Origin of the sequence: Bradyrhizobium sp. CB82, assembly GCF_029714405.1 — a bacterium.
Lineage (GTDB): Bacteria > Pseudomonadota > Alphaproteobacteria > Rhizobiales > Xanthobacteraceae > Bradyrhizobium.
The window spans coordinates 7,098,316-7,119,110 of the sequence record NZ_CP121650.1; the positions used below are offsets into that span (position 1 = coordinate 7,098,316).

General features: G+C 58.5%; 17 protein-coding genes and 1 pseudogene. 10 read left to right on the top strand and 8 right to left on the bottom strand.

Annotation, left to right across the window (positions count from 1 at the left end; genetic code table 11):
• Positions 1-398 precede the first annotated feature (398 nt).
• Entirely contained in the window at positions 399-848 is a 450-nt protein-coding gene (locus tag QA640_RS34385) for a hypothetical protein (protein ID WP_283037237.1), read from the top strand.
• A gap of 203 nt (positions 849-1,051) precedes the next feature.
• Here QA640_RS34385 and QA640_RS34390 read toward each other — a convergent pair whose 3' ends face one another.
• The 5 genes from QA640_RS34390 to QA640_RS34410 all read right to left on the bottom strand — a co-directional run bounded on the left by QA640_RS34390 (position 1,052) and on the right by QA640_RS34410 (position 6,649).
• Positions 1,052-1,420 (bottom strand): VOC family protein, encoded by a 369-nt coding sequence (locus tag QA640_RS34390; protein ID WP_283037238.1) that lies wholly within the window; start codon positions 1,418-1,420, stop codon positions 1,052-1,054.
• 318 nt (positions 1,421-1,738) lie between these two features.
• Entirely contained in the window at positions 1,739-2,695 is a 957-nt protein-coding gene (locus tag QA640_RS34395) for an ABC transporter ATP-binding protein (RefSeq protein ID WP_349253654.1), read from the bottom strand.
• 130 nt (positions 2,696-2,825) lie between these two features.
• On the bottom strand, positions 2,826-4,010 hold the full coding sequence (locus QA640_RS34400) for a carbohydrate ABC transporter permease (protein ID WP_283037240.1): 1,185 nt from the start codon (positions 4,008-4,010) through the stop codon (positions 2,826-2,828).
• On the bottom strand, positions 4,007-5,164 hold the full coding sequence (locus QA640_RS34405; protein ID WP_283037241.1) for a sugar ABC transporter permease: 1,158 nt from the start codon (positions 5,162-5,164) through the stop codon (positions 4,007-4,009). Before QA640_RS34405 ends, QA640_RS34400 begins: the two co-directional genes overlap by 4 nt.
• Positions 5,165-5,173: 9 nt before the next feature.
• Complete coding sequence (locus QA640_RS34410; RefSeq protein WP_283037242.1) at positions 5,174-6,649, bottom strand: extracellular solute-binding protein; 1,476 nt, start codon at positions 6,647-6,649, stop codon at positions 5,174-5,176.
• Positions 6,650-7,483: 834 nt separating this feature from the next.
• Between QA640_RS34410 and QA640_RS34415 the strand changes: the two genes are divergently transcribed.
• A complete protein-coding gene (locus QA640_RS34415) occupies positions 7,484-8,008 on the top strand; it encodes a hypothetical protein (RefSeq protein ID WP_283037243.1) in 525 nt (174 codons plus the stop codon).
• Between the two features lie 246 nt (positions 8,009-8,254).
• On the opposite strand, the gene QA640_RS34420 is transcribed toward QA640_RS34415, so the two are convergent.
• On the bottom strand, positions 8,255-8,632 hold the full coding sequence (locus QA640_RS34420; RefSeq protein WP_283037244.1) for a response regulator: 378 nt from the start codon (positions 8,630-8,632) through the stop codon (positions 8,255-8,257).
• Between the two features lie 463 nt (positions 8,633-9,095).
• Here QA640_RS34420 and QA640_RS34425 point away from each other — a divergent pair, with 463 nt between their 5' ends.
• From QA640_RS34425 to QA640_RS34460, 8 genes are all read left to right on the top strand, one after another.
• Complete coding sequence (locus QA640_RS34425; RefSeq protein ID WP_283037245.1) at positions 9,096-10,367, top strand: ATP-binding protein; 1,272 nt, start codon at positions 9,096-9,098, stop codon at positions 10,365-10,367.
• A gap of 33 nt (positions 10,368-10,400) precedes the next feature.
• Positions 10,401-11,489 carry an ABC transporter ATP-binding protein gene (locus QA640_RS34430; RefSeq protein WP_283037246.1) on the top strand — a complete coding sequence of 363 codons (1,089 nt, stop codon included), beginning with the start codon at positions 10,401-10,403 and terminating at the stop codon, positions 11,487-11,489.
• Positions 11,490-11,569: 80 nt separating this feature from the next.
• A complete protein-coding gene (locus tag QA640_RS34435; protein WP_283037247.1) occupies positions 11,570-12,748 on the top strand; it encodes an extracellular solute-binding protein in 1,179 nt (392 codons plus the stop codon).
• Positions 12,721-13,647, top strand: coding sequence for an ABC transporter permease (locus QA640_RS34440; RefSeq protein WP_283037248.1), 927 nt, complete (start codon positions 12,721-12,723; stop codon positions 13,645-13,647). The genes QA640_RS34435 and QA640_RS34440 overlap by 28 nt, the downstream gene beginning before the upstream one ends.
• Positions 13,644-14,486, top strand: coding sequence for an ABC transporter permease (locus QA640_RS34445; protein ID WP_283037249.1), 843 nt, complete (start codon positions 13,644-13,646; stop codon positions 14,484-14,486). The genes QA640_RS34440 and QA640_RS34445 overlap by 4 nt, the downstream gene beginning before the upstream one ends.
• Before the next feature lie 1,085 nt (positions 14,487-15,571).
• Complete coding sequence (gene gmd, locus QA640_RS34450; RefSeq protein ID WP_283037250.1) at positions 15,572-16,663, top strand: GDP-mannose 4,6-dehydratase; 1,092 nt, start codon at positions 15,572-15,574, stop codon at positions 16,661-16,663.
• Between the two features lie 468 nt (positions 16,664-17,131).
• Positions 17,132-17,818, top strand: a complete 687-nt coding sequence (locus tag QA640_RS34455) for an FkbM family methyltransferase (protein WP_283037251.1) — start codon at positions 17,132-17,134, stop codon at positions 17,816-17,818.
• Between the two features lie 90 nt (positions 17,819-17,908).
• Positions 17,909-18,870 (top strand): IS630 family transposase gene (locus QA640_RS34460; protein ID WP_283037252.1). Its coding sequence is split into 2 segments (ribosomal slippage): positions 17,909-18,245 and positions 18,245-18,870, totalling 963 coding nucleotides; the frame shifts between segments, so codons are not numbered across the junction.
• 350 nt (positions 18,871-19,220) lie between these two features.
• On the opposite strand, the gene QA640_RS34465 is transcribed toward QA640_RS34460, so the two are convergent.
• Both QA640_RS34465 and QA640_RS34470 read right to left on the bottom strand, forming a co-directional pair.
• The gene (locus QA640_RS34465; RefSeq protein WP_283037253.1) at positions 19,221-20,177 is read right to left on the bottom strand and encodes a GDP-L-fucose synthase; all 957 of its coding nucleotides are present in this window, start codon (positions 20,175-20,177) and stop codon (positions 19,221-19,223) included.
• A 56-nt stretch (positions 20,178-20,233) separates the two neighbouring features.
• Positions 20,234-20,346, bottom strand: a pseudogene (locus QA640_RS34470) (GDP-mannose 4,6-dehydratase); the annotation flags it as partial.
• Positions 20,347-20,795: the final 449 nt, after the last annotated feature.

A 20,795-nucleotide genomic window follows, 5' to 3' on the forward strand; every position in this document is an offset into this window, starting at 1 on the left:
CCCCGCCCTCATCACTGGGGCCGGGCACACGTTGCCGGCCTGGCTGAGAAAACGACAATGCGTGTCGATCGCTAGGTGAGATCAAAATCCGCGGTCCAGGTGCTCTTGCCGGGGTTTTTCCGGAATAACCAGATCGTCACGGTCGCGGCGTCCGGGACCACCATGCTATCTCCGGCATGCAGCGTGAACTGTCGAATGTCGCCGACGACGACCAAAATGGCGTGAGCATAAACGTCGGGGGCACTGGTAGCGGTACACGTGAGAACAGCAGTCTTGGGAACGGCGCGTGTAGCTGATTGAGTGACGGAGGAGTCAAGGTGAAAGGATGCCATTGTGCCTGCTCCAAACAACTTTGGTTGAAATGAAGCAATGGTCCTGCAAATGGCGGCGATAGTTAATTGTACATCAGCCTCAAATTGTCGCCCGTGAAGATCGGCTGGCGATGCTCTCTCAAGCAGACCGTCCGAACATTTGAGCAACTGTGTCCTTGCTCGAGCCTTGCAACCTTCTGTAGGAGACCGCATTATCCGGACTTGAGCCATTTTAAGCAGGAGATTCCCGTGAAGCGTCGCGCCCTTGCTTTGACTGCATTCCTCTGTGCCAGCGCGCCAATCCTCGCGGCCGGCGTTGCCTCAGCTGCGGATCTTTCGATCTCCCCGGCGCGCAGGTCTGCATCTGTTTACGGAACGGGATCCGTCTTCTGGGATGATGTCTATCCGCCCGCGATCTACGGCCCCCATCTTCGATCGGTTGAGGAAGTGAGTGCCCTGAAAGCGGCGCGCCGGCCGGTCTCTTCGCTCTGGTCGGGGTACGATCCGCTGCGCCTCGATGCACGCGGCAGATGGTGAAGCGGCAGTTTATGAAGCAAGGCTCCTGGCGCTATTGGCATCCTGATCCAGAAAAGATCCTTATTCGCCCGCTACGGCGCCCATACCTTGGTGCCGCCAAGCGCGTTAGCGGCCCTGACGAAGTCTAAGGGTCGGGACCTGACTCGCGCACTCACAGGGACAATTTCTCGAACACCTTATCGCTGCAGCGGAGCGGTTGAAGCTCACTGCGGCACGGTCATGAGTTCGAGCACATGGCCGTCAGGGTCGCGAAAATAGACGCCGCGGCCGCCGTTCCAGTCGTTGAGCTTACCGTCGTCAAGGCTCCACGGTGCACTGCCATAGGCGAGCTTCGCCTCGCGAATGCGACCAAAGATGGCATCGAACTCGGCATCGTCGACGTGGAAGGCGTAGTGATGGCTCTCGAACTCCTCGTCGTCGTCGAAAAGGAGCGTGAGCGTTTCGTTGATACGTACCGGCGCGAAATGGCCGCCTTTCGGATCAGCATGGAGGCCAAAGATGCGCGCAAAAAATTGCGCCGCTGCCCTCTTGTCGCGGGCAGGGACGATGGTGTGGTTGAGGGTGATGGTCATCGGAAGACCTCTCGCTTAAGACATCGAGACCTATCGGCATGCTCAAGATAAACAATAACTAGGTCTTGCAGGTTGTGGCGTGAAGGGGCCTCACCGGCCTGCAGGATCCATCACGACTAAAGTCTGAGATGATCCGGTCACTCGCACTACTTTTTGCCCGTTCGCCCGATGTCTGCTCATCCCCCAACAAAGGACGACGATGGTCACGTCGGGATTGTCAGTGCCTGAAAAAAAAGAAATGGTGGTCGTCTCAATAAGGCGGGATATTCGAAAATACGAACTCAGATCCGCAAGGTATTGATCATACAATGCGTCCGCTCAGCGGACACGGAGGCCACTTTCAGCATCGAAAACGAATGTGCGTGACGGCGTCAGCGAGACACCGATGCGCTCGCCCTGCCTGCCGGCAAACTGCTTGGGGGCCTTAACGGCGATGAAGTCATTTTCGACTTTGACCGTCACAAGCGTGTGGTCGCCGATCAGCTCGTTGGCGTAAATTTCTCCCTTCAGATCGCCCTTGTCGTGCTCAACGATCGTGCAGTCTTCAGGCCGCACGCCGAGGACGGCCTTGGCGATCTTGCCTGACACCGGTGACATCAGCCGGGCTCCGTGGCCTATGAAGTCCCTGCCGTCCAGAGCTCCATGGATGATATTCATAGGCGGTGAGCCGATGAATTGGGCGACGAACAGGTTGGCAGGATCGTTGTACGTGTTCACCGGCGTATCGAGCTGTTGTAGAACTCCCTTTTCCAGAATCGCGACCCGGTGGGCCAGGGTCATGGCTTCAATCTGGTCGTGAGTGACATAGATCGTCGTGATGCCTAGCGCCTGCTGCATGTGTTTCAGTTCGGCGCGCATGTGACCACGAAGCTTGGCATCGAGATTAGAAAGCGGCTCATCCATGAGAAACACCGACGGGCGGCGGATGATGGCCCGCGCCAGCGCAACCCGCTGACGCTGGCCTCCGGATAGCTCTCGGGGGTAGCGGTCGAGCAGGGTCTGGAGTTGAACCTGAGCGGCAGCCTCCTTGATCGCAGCGGCACGCTCGGCTTCGGGAACGCGGCGAACCTTGAGCGGAAAGCCAATGTTCTCGGCCACGGTCTTGTGCGGGTAGAGCGCGTAGGACTGAAACACCATCGAGATGTCGCGGTATTTCGGCAAGATGTCGGTAACGTCGCGGTCGCCGATCAGCACGCGGCCGGCCGTGGCCGTCTCGAGGCCGGAGAGAATGCGGAGCGCGGTGGTCTTTCCCGAGCCGGAAGCGCCGAGCAGCACCAGGAATTCGCCCGGCGCGATGTTCAGATTGAATTCCTCGAGTACCTTCACGGTACCGAAATATTTCCGCACTTTGTCGAAACGGACCGGGACCTGGTGAGCGGCGCCCGAAATCGTCTTGTTCATCCGCTCATCCCTTAACCGCACCAAGCAAGACGCCCCTGGCGATATAGCGCTGCAACACGACAGCCATGACGATCACCGGAAGGATCATGATCATGATAATGGCACACATCTCCCACCAAAGAATGCCCCGCTCGCCCGTGTTCTTGGCGGCAACCATGATCGGCATGGTCTGGGCCCGAGCGGTCGTGAGGAAGATCGCAAAGAGATACTCGTTCCAATTGAGAATAAGCGTCAGCAGGGTGGTTGCAGCCAGCCCCGGTCGGGTCAAGGGCAACACGATGTCCCAAAATATTTCGAAGCGTGATGAGCCATCGAGTTGTGCCGATTCCTCCAGTTCAACGGGAAGATTCGCGAAAAAGTCATGCATGAGCCAAACGACGATTGGCAGATTGGCTACCGCATAGACGATGATAAGTGCGAAGTGCGTGTCGATCATGCGGACCGACTGAAACATCATGTAGACCGGAATAATGACAACGATCGGTGGCAATATGCGCTGAGATACGATCCAGAACAGAATGTCGTCATTTCCGAGCGTGGACTTGAAACGCCGCCCTAAAGTGCGGGCAAGAAGGTAAAATAGGGCGAGGGCAACGGAGCCTGAAATCGCCCAATGAACATCGAAATAATTTGAACCGACGATGGCCGACAGGGCCAGCAGCACAAACATCACGATATTCCCGAACTTCGGCTTGTAGCTAATGCGCGCCAGTGCGTATGCAGCCATGGACCCGACCGCAATGCAAAGCGCGGTGGCGCCGATACTGATCACAAAGGAATTCATGTAGGCCAGGTAGACCTTGCAAATCTGCGGCTCCATTTTTTCGATCTTGATAATCGGCGAAAGAATGAAGACGAACAGATTGTAGACCAGCAGGACAAGCTGGCGGCCGACGGAATAGGCATCGCAATAGGGGTCTGTTGCGAATTGCGCAGTCCAACCCTTTAACGTCGGCTGGAAATCGACAAAAGGGATAAAGAACGGCCCGTTATTGACGGTCGCGGCATCCTTGAAGGCCGTTATGACCACCCAATAGATCGGAAAGAGCACAAACAGCGACCAAAACAACAGGATGGCCCAGGCCACAAGGTTGGCTAAAAGGGACATCTTGCCAACGGCAGGCGGCTCGAACAGCCGCTGTCTGAAGGACCGGTCCTTCCTGAAAATCTTGTAAGTCGCCCCGCTCATGCCCGCGCCTTGCGTAACCGTTTGAGGACCACATAGTTGAAGAACGAGGAGCACACGACGACGGTCAATATCAGGAGAAGATATGCCACGGCAGCAGAATCGCCCATATCATTGGCGCGCCAAAGAAACAGAGAATGCAGTGTCATTGACTCGGTTGCTATCCCGGGCCCTCCGGCTGTCATGATGTTTGGCAGATCCACGATTTTGAACGCCTCGATCATGCGAATGAGCATGACGGTTGCCGCGACTGGAAGAATCTGCGGCCAGGTGATTTCGCGGAAGATCTGGAAACTGGAGGCACCGTCGACCTGAGCGGCCTCGACATGATCCTTGGGCACGTTCTCCAGAGCGGCCAGCAAAACGATGAAGATGAAGGGGATCCATTGCCAGGAGTCCCCCAGGATAACAAACCAGCGAGCGGCCCATGCATCGGTTGACCACGCCCAATTCCCGAGACCGACCAATTTCCAGAATGGCTGGAACGGACCTTTGGTCACATCCAGAATCATCTTGAAGGCATAGCCCACACCGAGCGGGGTAATCATGAGGGGGATGAAGAACAGGACCCGGAAGAAATTCTTGCCGATAACGGGCTGCGAGCACAGGAACGCTAGCATGAGGCCGATGACGAATTGGATGGAGCAGCCGACGACAACATAGAACAGGGTATTGAGCAGCGTGCCCCACTGATTACCTGAGAGCAGGGTGGCGGCGAATAGAAGTGCAATGAACATAGCCATTGCAGCGCTTATCACCCGCCCGGCCAAACCGACCCAGGTTGCTCCGCTGACAAAGGCGCGATAAAGCCACCACAGCAGAGCGCCAGCAGTCACGAGGCTGAATACCCAGCCGGCGGTGCTCATGCTCGTGAAGCGGCCAAGGAAGTGGACCTGCTGGTTGCCGGTAAATTGGGCCGCGAAGTTCTCGAACCAAACCGTCCGGAATTTGAGACCGGTGGCCGAGAACCTTACGTGACTGATCGCAAAGACGATCGTGTAGAAGGTTGGGAAAATCGCAAAGAGCAGGACAAGTGTAACGGCCGGAGCGATGAAAAACGTTCTCGACTGGCGGTCAAACCACTCGCCCCAGCTTTCACCCCGAGAAAGTCCAGCCGGGGAAATCCCCGGCTGGCTCGTAGCGGTCCCATCAGACATCAGGCTCGCTCACTTTGCAGGTCCGACAGCGAGTGCCATCTGCTTGATCTGCTCGTCGCGGCCGAAGTCTCTGGTGATCTTTTCCCAACCGGCCTCAATGTTCTTCAAGGCCTCGTCCACCGTGATCTCGCCAGCCATATATCGCGCCAGCTCGGTGTCGAGCACGACGGCGGTGTACTGCTGCGCACCGGGAATCTTGAGGTCCGAAGACATATTGGGGTTGTTAAGGGCATCATTAATGGCGCCCATGTAGTTCTTGGCAAGGCCCTCATCCATGCCTGATTTCACCCAAAGGTCCGTGCTCTTGAGCTGGCTGAGGCGGTAAGGGTTGAAGCCTGTCCAGCCCAGGGTCACGTCGACGTTGGATTGCTCTTTCTGACTCATGAATGACAAGAAGTCGTAGGCCGCCTGCTTTACCTTCGGATCGGACTTGGCGTTGACGGCACCGCCCCAGCCGCCAAAGGCCGAGAACGGAGCATAGTTGATGCCATCGATCGCATTCGGTGCCGACTCTTTGCTGACAGGAACAAGCTTGCCGGTCTTGCGGTCCAAAACTTCCTTCGAACCGACATTGGTGGCGTAGAGCTTGTTCTTGATCACCTTTGCGTCGTCTTCGAGCTGGAGCGGACCCGGATCGCCCCATTCGATCAGGAGGCCGCAGCGGCCCGACTTGAACAAGGCACGGGTGTCGCCGATGTCCATGTTCAGTTCTTCAGGCGGTCCGTACTTGCTTGTTTCTTTGTAGAGTTCAAAGGCCTTCTTCCAGCCGGCATTGTTGACAAGGGGCTTCATTGTGGCGTTTTCGAACTGAAAGCCCTGGGCCGTACCCTGGGTCTGAACGATCGTCGAAGCGATCGTCTGTACGGCGAAATAGCTCTGCGCGTTCCGTTTCTTGAAGATGCAGGAGCCATAGCCTGGCTTGCCGTCGCCGCTCATGTCCTGGCCGTTGATCGCCTTGGCAATGGCGAGATAGTCGTCCCAGGTCTTGGGCGGCTGCAGGTTGTTCTTTTCCAGGATGTCCTTCCGGTAATAGACCATCTGGAAGTCGCCATCGACCTGAATCACCATCGTATGCCCGCCGATCTTCTGGGCAAATTCGCGGAAATAGGGAGCGATGTCCTGGAGGTCGATCTTCCCGTCCTTCGCTATGTAGGGATCGAGGTTTTCGAGCAACCCTGCCGCTGCGAGCTCGACGCCCCAGCCGGCGGCGAAGACGGCAACATCAATGGAATTCGTTCCCGTGGACCAGTCTTGCTGAACCTTCGGGAAGATCTCAGCATACGGCACCTCATTGACGATGATTTTGGCACCCGTCAGCTTCTCGAATTCCTTGCCGTGCTGGGACACTGCGCCGGCGATGACGGGTCCCGGGCGCGTCAGGATGTTGATCGTAATGCCATCATACTGGCCGGCACCGGCGACACCGGACCACCCGCACAAGGCGACAGCCGACGCGGCCGCTACCGCAAGCTTTCGAAAGTCCATAGGTCCCTCCCGTGTACATTTTATTGAAGTGCCGAGCCTGAGCCCACGCAATCCGTAGCCTACAGCATTTCGCTGTCCGGAAAAGCCGGTGCGTTCTTAATTTGGTGATTGGCGCGCCATCCTTCCGGCCTGGACCTGGTGTGCAAGCGCAGCAAGATCGAGTGCAGGCACCCATCAGCACCGCGCCGGCCGAGAAATGGTCCTCGACCTCGCCGCCAACCTAGGCCTCCCTCATCACCAACTGGCCAACCATCCGCCATCGGGAAAGTGCTGGCACGTTTCGGACAACTGCCTGCCGATTTCCCGAAGTCATAGAGGCTTGGCTCACGTTCGTCACCGCACTCGCAGAACGATGTGTCCTTGCACGCTACAGTTCGCAATGGCGGTCAGCGCGTCGGCGGCCTGCTCGCTTCGTGGGAGACCGACTCCGTATCTTGGCTGATGTCTATCCGGCCGCGATCTATGATCCGCATCTTCAATCGGTCGAGAAGGTGCGGGCACTGAAAGCAGAGCGTCGGCCCGTCTCGTCGCTCTGGTCGGGGTACAAGGCGCCACACCGTTCGTACTTTCCCCCGATGTAATTCTGTCGATGTTTGCGTTTGAAATCCCGCCCGGATCTTAACTCAATCGGCTTTGAAATCGGCGCTCATCGCAACTCATGTCTGATGGTCCGAAGGCGAAGATGGTCGGAAGGCGCAGGTGCGCTGGAGAGGATGGACCGGACATCGGTGCCGCTGTCCTCGACCAGCGCGTTTGACCCAACTGCAACATTGATCAACCCTTGTTCTCCCATTATCGGCAGCATAGTTTTGTTGGACGGCCGGGGAGGACAACATGCATCGTTCGATCAATGTTATCGCTGCCGTGGGCCTTGCACTTGGTGGGGCTCTGGGCATGGCAGGGGCCATGGTAACGCGACAAAATGTGCAGGGAATCCTGTGGGCGATCGACGGCGCGGGACTTGTGATGGCCGCAGCAATGCTCGCCACAAAATACTTTCGAACGGGAAATGACGTTGTGGCCGGCGGCTTTCTGGTCTTTGCCATCGGCGAGGGGCTGATCCTGCTTTCGGCCCCGGCGGCAGGTCTTACCGGTAGCATCCCGGCGTTTGCCGCTGGCACCGCTCTTTGGGGGACGGCGCTCCTCCTTGTCAGCGTTCCAAAGCTATTCGCGATGCCGATCCGAATCCTCGGCATCGTGAGCGCGATCCTGTTTATTGTCACTGCGGCGAGAATTTTCTGGGGTGAGCCGCTACAGCCAACGTCCGCACCGATGCCAACCTACGCCTATCCCGTGCTGGTCGCGACCTTCGTTGGCTGGATCTGGACGCTTTGGCGGGAGACTGTCCGGCTTAAATAGCGGAATCCGTGTGATGGCGAGGAATACGCCAAACCTTTATTCATCGATCGGTAGAAACCGTATGTCGGCTTCTGTGCCCCAAACGCGAGGGCCGGGTGAAGCGCTAATTCGTCGGCTTATCGGGGTAGACCGGAAGCGGACGACCGTCCAAACGGCGCTGTTGACCAAGCGTGGCCTCTTCGGGGCCCGCCCGAGAGCTTGCTGAGTGTGGCGCTCGGCTCGCCAGAATGCCCGTGAGAAATGCGCTCAACTGTTGGACTGGTGGAGGGCGCGGTCGACACATTGAAGGAGTGTCTCTCCGTCGAAAGGCTTCGTGAGAAAGCAGATGGCCCCGCCCGCGAGCGCCCGCTCCTGGATTCGAGGATCCGGAAAAGCGGTAATAAAGATGACAGGTGTTCGACGATGTGTGGACGCCAATCGGCTCTGCAACTCGAGACCGCCGATGCCTGGCATGTTAACATCGGAAATGACGCAGGACGTTTCGCCGAGTTCGGGCGATTGCAGAAACTCTTCAGCCGACGCAAAACCCCGAGCCGCGAATCCGAACGCCGTCATGAGCGTTGTCGTTGAGCGGCGAATTGATTGATCGTCGTCGACAATCGCAATGAGAGCTTTTTTTGCCATTGCTGGGTTGTTTTAGAACACTGGTGGTATTTGTACAAGGCTGGGAGTCGACGAGGCCAGAGTTGCCGCAGAGCGAAGCGCTGGCTCATCAGGGCTATTGGCGCCTCGCACCCGCCCCTCCCACCCAACCCACACCCTCGCGCCGCGGACCGGCGATTGTGGACCAATCGGCTTTGCACATGTGGGCGCGCGGTTGCAAAACAATCATTCTTCGCCAATGGGCGTCGCGACCCTACCTTCGTCCGCTGCACAACCAATCACGCAGGCTCGCAATGCGGCTGAGTCTTGGTACGAACCTACCATCAGCAAAACCTCCGTGCCGATCCGCGCGCCAGATTGAATATTCGCCAAAATCGTAGTAACTTTCTACCTTTAAGCATCAGCGTCATCGTGGCGGCCGCAAGGCGGACTCCGGTGGGTGCTTCGATATGAGGTCGTGAAACCGGTTGGCGCGAGCGTCCCAATGTTGCAACCGGAATTTGAAGCGCACTATGCCGCACTGAAGCGAGAGATTGATGCTCTTGAGGCGGATCTCGCGGAGCCAAAGGCACGCAAGCATTTTGCAGATGTGAGGCAGCGGATCGAAACGCTCTACGAGACGTTGCGAGAAAACCATCTGCTCCTGCACACCGTCCTCGAAAACAGCGCCGCGAGCATTTACGCCAAACGCAAAGATGGTCGCTATACCTTCCTCAACCGAGGCATGGAGCTGCTGTGCAACGTGACTCGGGAGCAGTGCCTCGGCAGAACAGACTTTGACGTCTTTCCGATAGAAATCGCTCAGCAGTATCGAGCCAATGACGTTGCGGCCATGATGACGGGCAAGCTGTCGGAATCCGAGGAAATGTCGAAGACACCTGCAGGTGACCGGTTGCTCCTGTCCAAGAAGGTGCCGCTGATTTCAGACGACGGCGAAGTCCAGGGAATTTGCGGCATCTCGACAGACATAACGGACCTGCGACGGACCGAACGCGCCCTGCGCGAGGCGGTTGAGACGCTGCAGCGCGAACGAGACAACAAACTGCTGAATGTCGAGGCGGCGACAGCATCCATCGCCCACGAAGTACGCCAACCCCTGGGGGCCATCGCGATAGGCGGCCTTGCGGCAATAAGATTTCTTGAAATGACGCCGCCCGATCTTGACGAGTTGCGGGCGATTCTGAATGGGATCATCGCCGACTGCCGTCATGCGAGCGAGGTCTTCGACAGCATCAGCGCCCTGTTTAAGAAAGTCGATCACAGCAGACGACCGGTCGATGTCAACGAGATTGCACGTGGCGTGCTGCAATCGCTTCACGGCCAGTTGAGGGATCACGGCGTCGCGACCGAAACCGAGCTTGCGTCCGATCTGCCGCTGGTCGACGGGCATCAGGGTCAGTTGCGACAAGTCGTCTTCAACCTGGTCAACAATGCAATCGATGCCATGGCCACCACAACGGATAAATCACGCCTGCTGCGGGTGAGCACACAGCCCCGGGACCACAACACAATCGTGGTCGCAGTTGAGGATTCAGGACCTGGGATTGATCCTGGACGTCTGAACAACATATTTGATGCATTCGTCACGACCAAAGCGAATGGAATGGGATTGGGCCTCGCGATCTGCCGCATGATCGTTCAGCGTCACGGCGGTCAACTTTCGGCATCGTCAGACGGCAAGACCGGCGCGCGCGTCCAATTCGTTCTGCCGGTCGGGTTGCTGGATACTGCACACGCGCGCAACGTCAGCCATTGACCGTTTCGGTTTTCTGGCGAACGAGGAGGCCGGATGAGTTCGCCAGCCGCCATAGCGCTCGATCGTGTAACCAAGGTCTACGACAAACCTGTCGTGTCCGACATTTCGTTGGAGGTGACGGAGGGAAGCTTCGTCACGGTGCTGGGGCCTTCCGGCTCCGGCAAGAGCACGATATTACAAATGATCGGTGGCTTCCTGCAGCCGACCGCAGGCCGTATTCTCTTCACAGGTACGGACATGACGGCGCTTCCGCCCAACAAGCGGCCATGCAACACGATCTTTCAGGACCTCGGCCTGTTTCCGCACATGACTGTTGCCGAGAACGTCGGCTATGGTCTCAAGGTGCGCGGCGTCGACCCAGCCACGCGGCGCAAGTGCACCGCGGAGATGCTCGCTATCGTTGCCCTTGAAGGCTACGAACGACGCCGCATACACCAGCTTTCCGGAGGCCAGCGCCAACGCGTGGCGCTGGCCCGAGCGCTGGTGCTTGACCCTGCGGTTCTTCTGCTCGACGAGCCGTTGACGGGGCTCGATGAGCGATTGCGTCAGCAACTGCGCGGCGAGATCAGTCGTCTGCACCGACGGCTCGGCGCGACCATCCTTGCCGTCACTCACAATCAGGATGAGGCTCTGTCTCTAAGCGATCGAATCGTAGTCTTGCGAGCGGGCCGCATCGAACAGATTGGTACGCCACGCGACGTCTTCGAACGACCGGCCAATGCCTTCGTCGCGCGGTTCATTGGGTTCGACGCAATACTGAAGCCAGAGCGCGTCGACTCCGGCATTGCCGACTGGCATGCGCGCGTTGCTGGACGAGATATCCGCTGCGAACCGCCCGTCAGCCGTGACCCGGCGGACGGTTATGTGCTGGTCCTCCGACCCGAGCGGATCAGGATCGCACACCCAAAAGAGCGAAGTGATCTCGGGCCGCTCACGGTCATTTCCACCGCCTACAAGGGCCGAGACGTCGAGGTTGAGAGCCGCTTGGTTGATGGTCAAGCGCTCAAATTTCTCATCTCCGCAGATCCGGGTGTCGCGGTACCCGCATCAGGCAGCAGCATCGAGATTGTTTGGGAACCCATGAAGCCGCTGTTGCTACCGGACACGCTGGTCGAGCCCTGATATCCGCCGAGCGCCGCCTCTGCAAAGGCGCCTGAATTATGATATGCATCAAGCTGGGAAGCTCCCGAGGAGCTTGGACAATGGCGCACAGCATCGGGAATGGTTCTCCACCGGGTGTATTCGCCCAATTGACACGGCGCCAGCTGGTTCAGAACGGTGTTCTTGGTGCTGGCGCGCTGGCAGTCGGAAGTTTGGGCCTACCGCGCGCCGCCCGAGCGTTAGATGAGATCAATTTTTGGGCAACCGGCACGCTCGATATCGGCGACGACGGCTGGAGGACCATCGCAAACGACAGCGGCGTCAAAGTCGACTTCACCGATAACGGCAATGACCCGGGGCCGGTCGTTGCCAAGCTGGCGGCCGGCAACGCAACCGACATTTATGATGTCGGAGGCCTGCAGGGAGGCAGCGAAAAGGAACTGGCGAAACGCGGTCTGATTGCGCCCTGGGACATTTCGCAAATCCCAAATTATGCGAGCGTGTGGCAGTGGGCGAAGGACATTCCTTACCTAACCCACGATGGCAAGATCTATGGAATTCCGACCGTCATCAATGCCGATTCCATCATTGCCATAAGGGACAAGGCTGGCAGCGTCGACAGCTACGGCGTCATCTTTGATCCGAAGCTGAAAGGCAAGACCGCAATGGAAGACGCCTGGATCAACAGCGTCACCTTTGCCGCCATTTATCTGAAGAACTCAGAGAATGCGAAGATCGCCGAGCCCGGCAACCTGACCGCTGACGAGCTCGGGCTGGTCATGGAATTCCTGATCAAGCACAAGCGGGAGCGCCAGTTCCGAACATTCTGGAACGGTTGGGAACAGGGTCTCCAGCTCGTGGCCAACCAGGAGGTGTGGGTGATGACCGGTTGGGAACCCATTGTTTATGCCGCGCGGAAGCGGGGTGTTGATTGCTATTATGCCGTGCCGAAGGAAGGCTACGAGGGATGGGCTAACAATACCATCCTGTTGAAGGGCGCGGTGGTCCGTGGGCGTACAAAGACGGCCCATCAGTTGGTCAATGCCCTTCTCTCGGGATTCTACGGCTGTAAACTCGGCCTGCTGCGCGGCTATGTCGTTCCCACCGACAACAACGTCGCCTACGCGACGACTCATGCGAATGCTTTCGATCCGGCGGACGTCCGGGAACTGGCCGAGCATGTGAAGCAAAAGTTTGCCGGCAAGGTCTATTGGCAAAACACCCGGCCGGACAATTTCCAGCTCTATGAAACATGGTGGCAGAGGTTGAGGAACGCTTAGTGCCTCGCGAACCGGGGCCTGACGAAAGCCTGGGAGTCCGCTGGCGGCCGGCGGGCTTCCTCCTCGCGCTCCCGTCGCTCGCGGTCTTTGTTGGGGTGGGCTTCATTCCGCTGGTACTGATCGCGACGTGGAGTTTCTGGAGCTTCGATCCCGACACCTACTGGATCAAGCCCGCCTGGTCGTTCGCGTCATATGCGGCCCTCCTCGAGAACGGACGAGCAACCGTCTTTCTGCGCACGGCGGGCCTCGCCGCACTGACGGCTACGGCTTCCACGCTGCTCGCGGTTCCGGCCGCGGCGGTCATCGGTCTGTTGAGCGGACCGCGCCGGGCTGCGCTCCTCCTCGCACTGTTCACCATTCCATTCTTCACGAGCGGCCTCGTGCGCGCCTTTGCATGGCGCCTCGTGCTTGGTCGGCAGGGCATTATCAACAACGCACTAATGAGCCTTGGAATTGTGGCGACTCCAGTCGAATGGCTTTTGTTCTCCGATTTTGCGGTCGTGCTGGGCATGGTCGCCGCCTATCTGCCATTCGCGATAGTTCCCATTGTGCTGGCATTCGCGCGGATCGAACATTCAGTGATTCGTGCAAGCCAGGACCTTGGTGCAGGCTTCTGGACCGTGCTCGCAACCATCGTCTTACCGCTCGTCCTGCCAGGAATCGTGGCGGGCTTCCTGTTCGTATTCGTCGTCGCCGTTGGCGCATCGATGGAGATCGAGCTTCTTGGAGGGGCTGGGGCTTCGTCCATTTCCATCATGATCAACGATGTACTGAGAGTGGTGAATTTTCCCCTCGCCTTCGCAATCGCTACGGTTGTCACTACTCTGCTTACCGTCCTCATCATCATCGCAAATCGCGCGCTCAGGCTGTCGCGCTTGTTCGAAAGCCTCGGCATATGAGCTTCGATGCAATCGTCACGGGACGCACCAGCGGCGGCCGGCTTTTGTTCACTACTATCACGGCGTTGAGCCTGGCAATCATGTATGCGCCGGCACTGTACCTGCTGCTTGCATCGCTGAACCCGGATGCGCAGCTTGGACTCGTTCCGCCGAGCCGCTATAGCCTCAAATGGTATTTCGCGCTTCTCGACGATAGCCGCCTCGCCGGGGCTCTCAAGGAAAGCGCGCTGGTCGGGCTCGCAACAGCCGCACTGGCGACGCCGATCGGCCTCTCTGCTGCGCTCGCCTACCGGGAGATGAAGCGCCTGCGCGGCGTATTCCTCCTCGTCATTCTCTCGGCCATGTTCGTCCCGGGTACGATTGAGGGCCTCGGCCTGTCGGCGACTCTGAGAGTTGTCGGTCTCGCCCCCTCTTGGGTCACCATAGCAATCGGACATCTTCTGTGGACGCTGCCGTTCGCCGCAGTGGTCTCGCTCATCGGCCTGTCGGCGGTCAGGCCCAGCACCATCGCGGCCGCCCGCGACCTCGGCGCCGGGCCGATACGGGCCTTCGTCGACATAACCCTGCCGCTTATGCGCACCAATCTCATCTCAAGCTTCGTCTTTGCATTTCTCCTTTCACTAAACGAGCAGGCGCGCGCCTACTACCTCGCCGGTCGCCAAAACACGCTTCCGCTTTATATGTTCGCCGCGATGAATTCGGGTGCCTCGCCGACCATCTACGCATTTTCAGGCGCGATCATCGTCATCTCGGTCGCAGTCGTCGCGCTGGTCTTTGCCGGCCTAGTGGGGCAACAGAGCCGAAGACCACGACAAGCGCCAGGCAAAATCAGCTATTGAGGCTGCAAGAGGCAGTTGTCATTCTGCCCATTAAACGGCTAACTTGCTAACATTGTCGCCGATCCTTTGCGGCCGCGGGTGAGGCAGAGATGGACGTTCAGTTGTCCATGTTGCAGACGGAGTAACGAGGTCGCCTATTAGCCCTTGGGGCGAAGTCGCTCGGCGGTCCGCTGTCAGCGGGGAAACCATCTACCACAATCCTGCATCGGCGCTTTTGACCCGAACAGACGCGGCAGACACAAGAAACTGGACGCGGTGCGGTCTCAAGTCCTGAGCTTTGCTTTGCTCGGACAATCGTATCACGGACTGACGCAGTCGCCCCTAACTCCTGCCGGACTGGTCTTGATCGTAGGACTGCAGGATCCGGACAAAATCAGCCATGCTGGATCGATCTCGGTTTTCGGCCATAGCCGCAACCTGAGTATTGGACGCGGGCTGGCTCCCTTGCCAAATCCGCATTAGGAGATCGGCGATGTTTCTCATGGCGTACTCTCTGCAGCCAACCGTGGCAATCGACACCAATTGAGCGGCAACGCGAGGCGGGCGGCGCCGCCGACCCTCCCCTGCAACTGCCGGTTTGCAGGACCGGTTCCGTTGCTTTTCATCACTCTGGATTTACAGGTAGCACCAGGCACGCGATTGGCGCCATTGCGCACGGGTATGAGGTGGCCATACCTAGGTAGGCTTGGACTAGTGAATCGGAATCACTCGGCCAAGTGCCGGTTTAATCACAGCTACGTCGCCTGGTAGATGCAATGACCAAGGTTGCGGGAGCGGCGTCGGGCATAATGCTGGCTCGCGTCGCGCCAAACTCTTGGCAAGCAAAATTGAGAAGCGCGCCTGCAATGAGCACTGCCTTTTCGCGTAGAGAGCAGGATCGGCGTTAGCAGATCTGGCCGCCGCCGCTTGCTCACCCGACACGCTCGCCTTGCCGCTACTTGCCGCAGGTCTGAGCTTACTTTGGCCTTCAAAATGTCGGGTCTGTTAACATTAGCGGCCAATCCGCTCGGAAATTTCGCTCTGTTTCGGGTAGCCCCGACCAAAGGTTTTGGCTAAGAACACCTGCCAATATCGACGAGACTTGCATGACCAGAAAACGCGCACTCATAACCGGTGTTACGGGACAGGACGGTGCCTATCTGGCCGAACTGCTTCTTGAGAAGGGCTACGAAGTCCATGGCATCAAGCGCCGGACTTCGCTTTTCAACACCGATCGTATCGATCATCTTTATCTTGATCCGCATGAGCCGGACCCGGCGTTCCGGTTGCACTACGGCGACCTCACGGATTCGTCGAGCCTCATTCGGATTGTCGGGCAGGTGCAGCCGGATGAGATCTACAATCTCGCCGCGCAAAGCCATGTTGCGGTTTCGTTTGAGGAACCGGAATATACCGCGAATTCAGATGCGCTGGGCGCACTTCGGATTTTAGAGGCGATCCGGATCGTCGGCCTGGAGAAGAAGACCCGTTTCTACCAGGCTTCGACGTCCGAACTCTATGGCCTCGTGCAGGAGATCCCGCAGAAGGAAACAACGCCCTTCTACCCGCGTTCCCCCTACGCCGTCGCCAAGCTTTACGCCTACTGGATCACGGTGAACTATCGTGAAGCCTACGGCATGTATGCCTGCAACGGTATCCTGTTCAATCACGAATCTCCCGTCCGCGGCGAGACCTTTGTCACCCGAAAAATCACCCGCGCCATGGCGCGGATCCATTTGGGACTGCAGGAACGCCTGTACCTCGGCAATCTCGATGCACTGCGCGACTGGGGCCACGCCCGCGACTATGTCGAGATGCAGTGGTTGATGCTGCAGCAGGAGACGCCGGACGATTTCGTCATCGCTACCGGCGTGCAGCACTCGGTGCGAGAATTCGTCGATGTCGCGGCCCGCGAAGTTGGAGTGCGTATCCGCTGGGAAGGCACGGGAGTGGACGAAAAGGGATACGATGCAGAAACTGGCAAGTGCATTGTCTCTGTGGACCCGCGGTATTTCCGACCGACCGAAGTCGCCACCCTTCTGGGTGACCCCACCAAGGCGAAACAGAAGCTCGGCTGGGAGCCGAAGACTTCCTTCGAAAGCCTGGTTCGGGAGATGATGAAGGAAGATGTTGAATCGGCGAAGCGGGACGAGTTGATCAAGCAACACGGCTTCCGCTATTTCACGCGACACGAGTAATCCGGCGGTGTAGGCCCCAGCCATTGTCATAAGCGAGACAAAAGAAGTGAGCGCTCATCGCGGGCGCTTACTTCCGGCTATTTCACGAGGGCAATCGCGTGTCGCCTGCCCCTTCCATATCGACACCTCCGGACGGCGCCGCGCCATAGACCCCGTCAAGCCCATCGCTCATCGGGGTTTGCAAAGATGCGACCGGCGCCCGCGGGGTTCCACGCCGCCACATTTGCGAGTCGCCATCCCGACTCGCTGCTCGAACGCTCGAATTTATGCGCGCGATCGCGACCATACCTTCTTGTACTTTCTGGCCTTCTTCAGTTGATCTTGCACCGGCTTGCCGCGTTGCCGTCAATTCTTTTCGACGATTGGGAATACTGGCTTGCTTATGCGTAGAGCTGGTTGACCTGTTTTCGTGCGGAGGGTTAACTGTCCCTCTGGGCTGTTCGGGCGACAAGAACAGGCGAGTTCGTCATGCTCACGGCGCCGCTCCACCTTGCCGGTCGATTGCACCGCTACATCTACCGCCGCCTTTACGGCGATCCCAACTCCTATCTGGAACTATGTTCCGGCGTGATTCATGTCGGCGCAAATGCTGGCCAAGAACGCGACCTCTATGCCCGACACAAGCTGAAGGTTGTGTGGATAGAGGCTATTCCGGAACAATTTGAAGCGCTCCGACAAAACATCCGTTCCTTACCTGAGCAGCGAGCAATCAATGCGCTGATCGCCGATACGGATGGCAAATCCTACACTTTCCATGTCTCGAATAATGATGGCCTGTCATCATCTATTCTGGATTTGCGGGGCCACAAGGACATCTGGCCGGATGTGCATTACGTCCGCGACATAACGATCAATTCTTCGACGTTGAAAACGGCTCTTGAGATGTGGAGGATCGATCCTGGTCAATACAATGCCCTTGTGTTGGACACTCAGGGATCGGAGTTGCTGGTTCTGCGGGGCGCGGAAGAACTCCTGGGGCAGTTCAAATTTATTAAGGCCGAAGCAGCGGACTTCGAGTCGTATCGAAATTGTGCGACCGTTGACCAGTTATGCTCCTATCTGAAATCTTTTGGTTTTCGGGTGAACCGCGAGGATCGGTTTGCGAAGCGTGCGTCTGGTGGCGCCTATTTCGACATCTTGTTCGAGCGCGTCTAAAGCGGTAGCCCATCTTACTGAATCGTTGGGGATTCCCAAATCAGCGGTTTCCTGATTCAAGCTGTTGGCCGGGACCGGAGGCCGGCGAGCATGGCGAAACCGTTGTCGATGGATCTTCGCGAACGTGTTCTTAGCTGTATTGAGAGCGGCGTTTCAGGCCGGCAGGCTGCTGAGCGATTTGGAGTGAGCCCGGCCAGCGTAAGCCGTTGGCGAACGCGCGAGCGGGAGCAAGGCGATGCTCTGCCAAAGGCTCAAGGCGGTGATCGCAAATCGCACCGGATCGATGCTCACCAGGCGGCGATCATAGCTTTGCTCGAGGCGTCGCCCGATATCACCATTGAGGAATTGCGGCACAGCTTGAGCAAACAAGGCCTATCCTTTGGCTATGGCACGATCCGCCGCTTCTTCGAACGTCACAAGATCACGCGCAAAAAAAGACTGCCCATGCCGCAGAGCAGAACCGTCCGGACGTTTTGAAGGACCGCGAGGCTTGGCGCGAGAGCCAGGACAAGCTCGACCGGGATCGCCTCGTCTTCATTGATGAGACTTGGGCATCGACCAACATGGCGCGAACACACGGCCGCTGCCGGCGCGGTGAACGCCTGCGGGCCAGCATTCCTCACGGTCACTGGAAAACGACAACCTGCGTAGCCGCCCTCACCACGAACGGCATCATCGCTCCATGGGTGCTCGATGGCCCCATCAACCGCGACGCCTTTGAGACCTATGTCGAAAAAGTGCTCGTCCCCGAGCTGCCGGAACACGCCATCGTCATCATGGACAACCTGTCCAGCCACAAAGGACCACGCATACGCAAGATGATCGAGGCGGCCGGCGCCACGCTCCTCTATCTCCCGCCCTACAGCCCCGACCTCAATCCGATTGAGAACGCCTTCGCCAAGCTCAAAGCACACTTGCGAAAGGCCGCCGAACGGACCATCGGCGGCCTTTGGGATGCGATCGGGCGCATCGTCGACACCTACACGCCCGCAGAGTCTAGGAACTACTTCGCCGCCGCCGGCTATTTGCAATCTGATCGGCTAACGCTCTAAGGCTGAAGTCACCGAATAACGCCAATCTGTCGGCCTCGGTCCGAAGCGGATCTGATCTGCTGATTACCCGCCAGACAGCTCAGGGCGCACGAACCGCATCCTCCGCCGGCAGTGCAACGTTGTCGTTATCCTCTTTCCCAGTTGAGTTGGACTCGCCTGCCACGACTTCCGCCCACCGCCGAACGATGGTCCGCCGGTCCCATCGATCCCCTGGCAAAGTGGCGTCTTGCCGCCGGACTCGAGCCACGCCCAAAAATCGTGGCCCTTTGCTCGCACCAATTTCGGGCCGCCGCGAGGCGGTCGCTTCGCTCGCCTGTTGCCGGTCCCAGGAGCGCCCCTAGAAACTGACGCTAGTGAGCGGCGGCCGTCTGCTCAGACAAATAAGCTTCGTAAGTGCGCCTGATGCCGTCCTCGAGCGATGTCTGCGCGCGCCACCCAAGTCTCGCCAGACGGCTGACGTCGAGCAGCTTGCGCGGCGTACCGTCGGGGTGCGAGGTGTCGAAGGCGATCTCGCCGCGATAGCCGATAACACCAGCGACAACGCGGCCGAACTCGGCGATCGTGATGTCCTCGCCGGTCCCGACATTGACGAGCTCCGCGCCCGAATAGGTCTTCATCAGATGGACGCAGGCATCTGCCATGTCGTCGACATAGAGAAACTCGCGCCGCGGCGTCCCGGTGCCCCAGACGACGACGTTTGCAGCGCCTGAGACCTTTGCTTCGTGAAAGCGGCGGATCAGGGCGGCGACCACGTGGCTATGTTCGGGATGGTAGTTGTCGCCGGGGCCGTAGAGATTGGTCGGCATCACGCTGATAAAGTCGCTTCCGTACTGGCTCCGATAGGCTTCCACCATCTTGATGCCGGCGATCTTGGCGATCGCATAGGGCTCGTTGGTCGGCTCGAGCGGGCCGGTCAGCACCATATCCTCGCGCAGCGGCTGGGCCGCGAGCTTTGGATAGATGCAGGAGGAGCCGAGAAACATCAGCTTCTCCGCGCCATGCAGATGCGCGGCGTGGATGACATTCGCGGCGATCGCGATGTTGTCGTAAATGAACTCGGCCCGCAGCGTGTCGTTGGCGACGATGCCGCCGACCTTGGCCGCGGCGATGAAAACCACCTGCGGGCGGGTTCTGGCGAACCAATCGAACACCTGGACCTGGTTGCGCAGATCGACCTCGCTCCGTTCCGTCGTGAAGAGCTTCACGTCTTCCAGCGCGAGCCGGCGCGACAGCGCGCTGCCGACCATGCCGCGATGGCCGGCGACGTAGACGCTCTTGCCCTTCAGCTCAAAGGGAACGTTTGCCATTTGCGACTTCCCGTCTCGCCTCGGTTCGATCGCTCGCTACCATCTCCTGGACGAGCATCCAAGCCGACCTCGATGCGGGCAACGCCACGGGTGATCTTGCGGGTGACGAAGGTCTCGCCGAGGACCGGCTTTCGTGATTGAACAGGATGCCGTTTGAGGCCAAGATGCCGTTGTCGACGAGATAGGCCGCCCTGTCCGGTGACGCCGGTAATCAAGTCGACTCGATTTCTCATCCCAAGCCAGGCTCCCATCAAACACGTCTGGCGGATAGCCCGAGCGCTGTTTCCTTGTATGAAGCCCATCTGGCCATATCGGCCGTCTGGGTCAACCCTCCACATCGGGAATTACGCTCCGAGATCTTGCTATCCGGACAATCAAAAGCCCGGCCGCTGCCCTGCTTTCTGCGCGCAAGGCAGCTCGAGCCACAATGGCAGCGGCTCCACTGTGTTCGCTGGTCGGATTGTGCTTGACCATACGAATTCGGAATCAACGCATAGGCGTTAAAAACCAGCGGCGCCGCAGCCGGGCCGCTCCAACCGTGCCAAACGGTCTGCCATCGCTAGCCTACGCCGAGGACAGCTGCTGCCATATGGCCCGCAGCGCCTGTAAGACTTAACT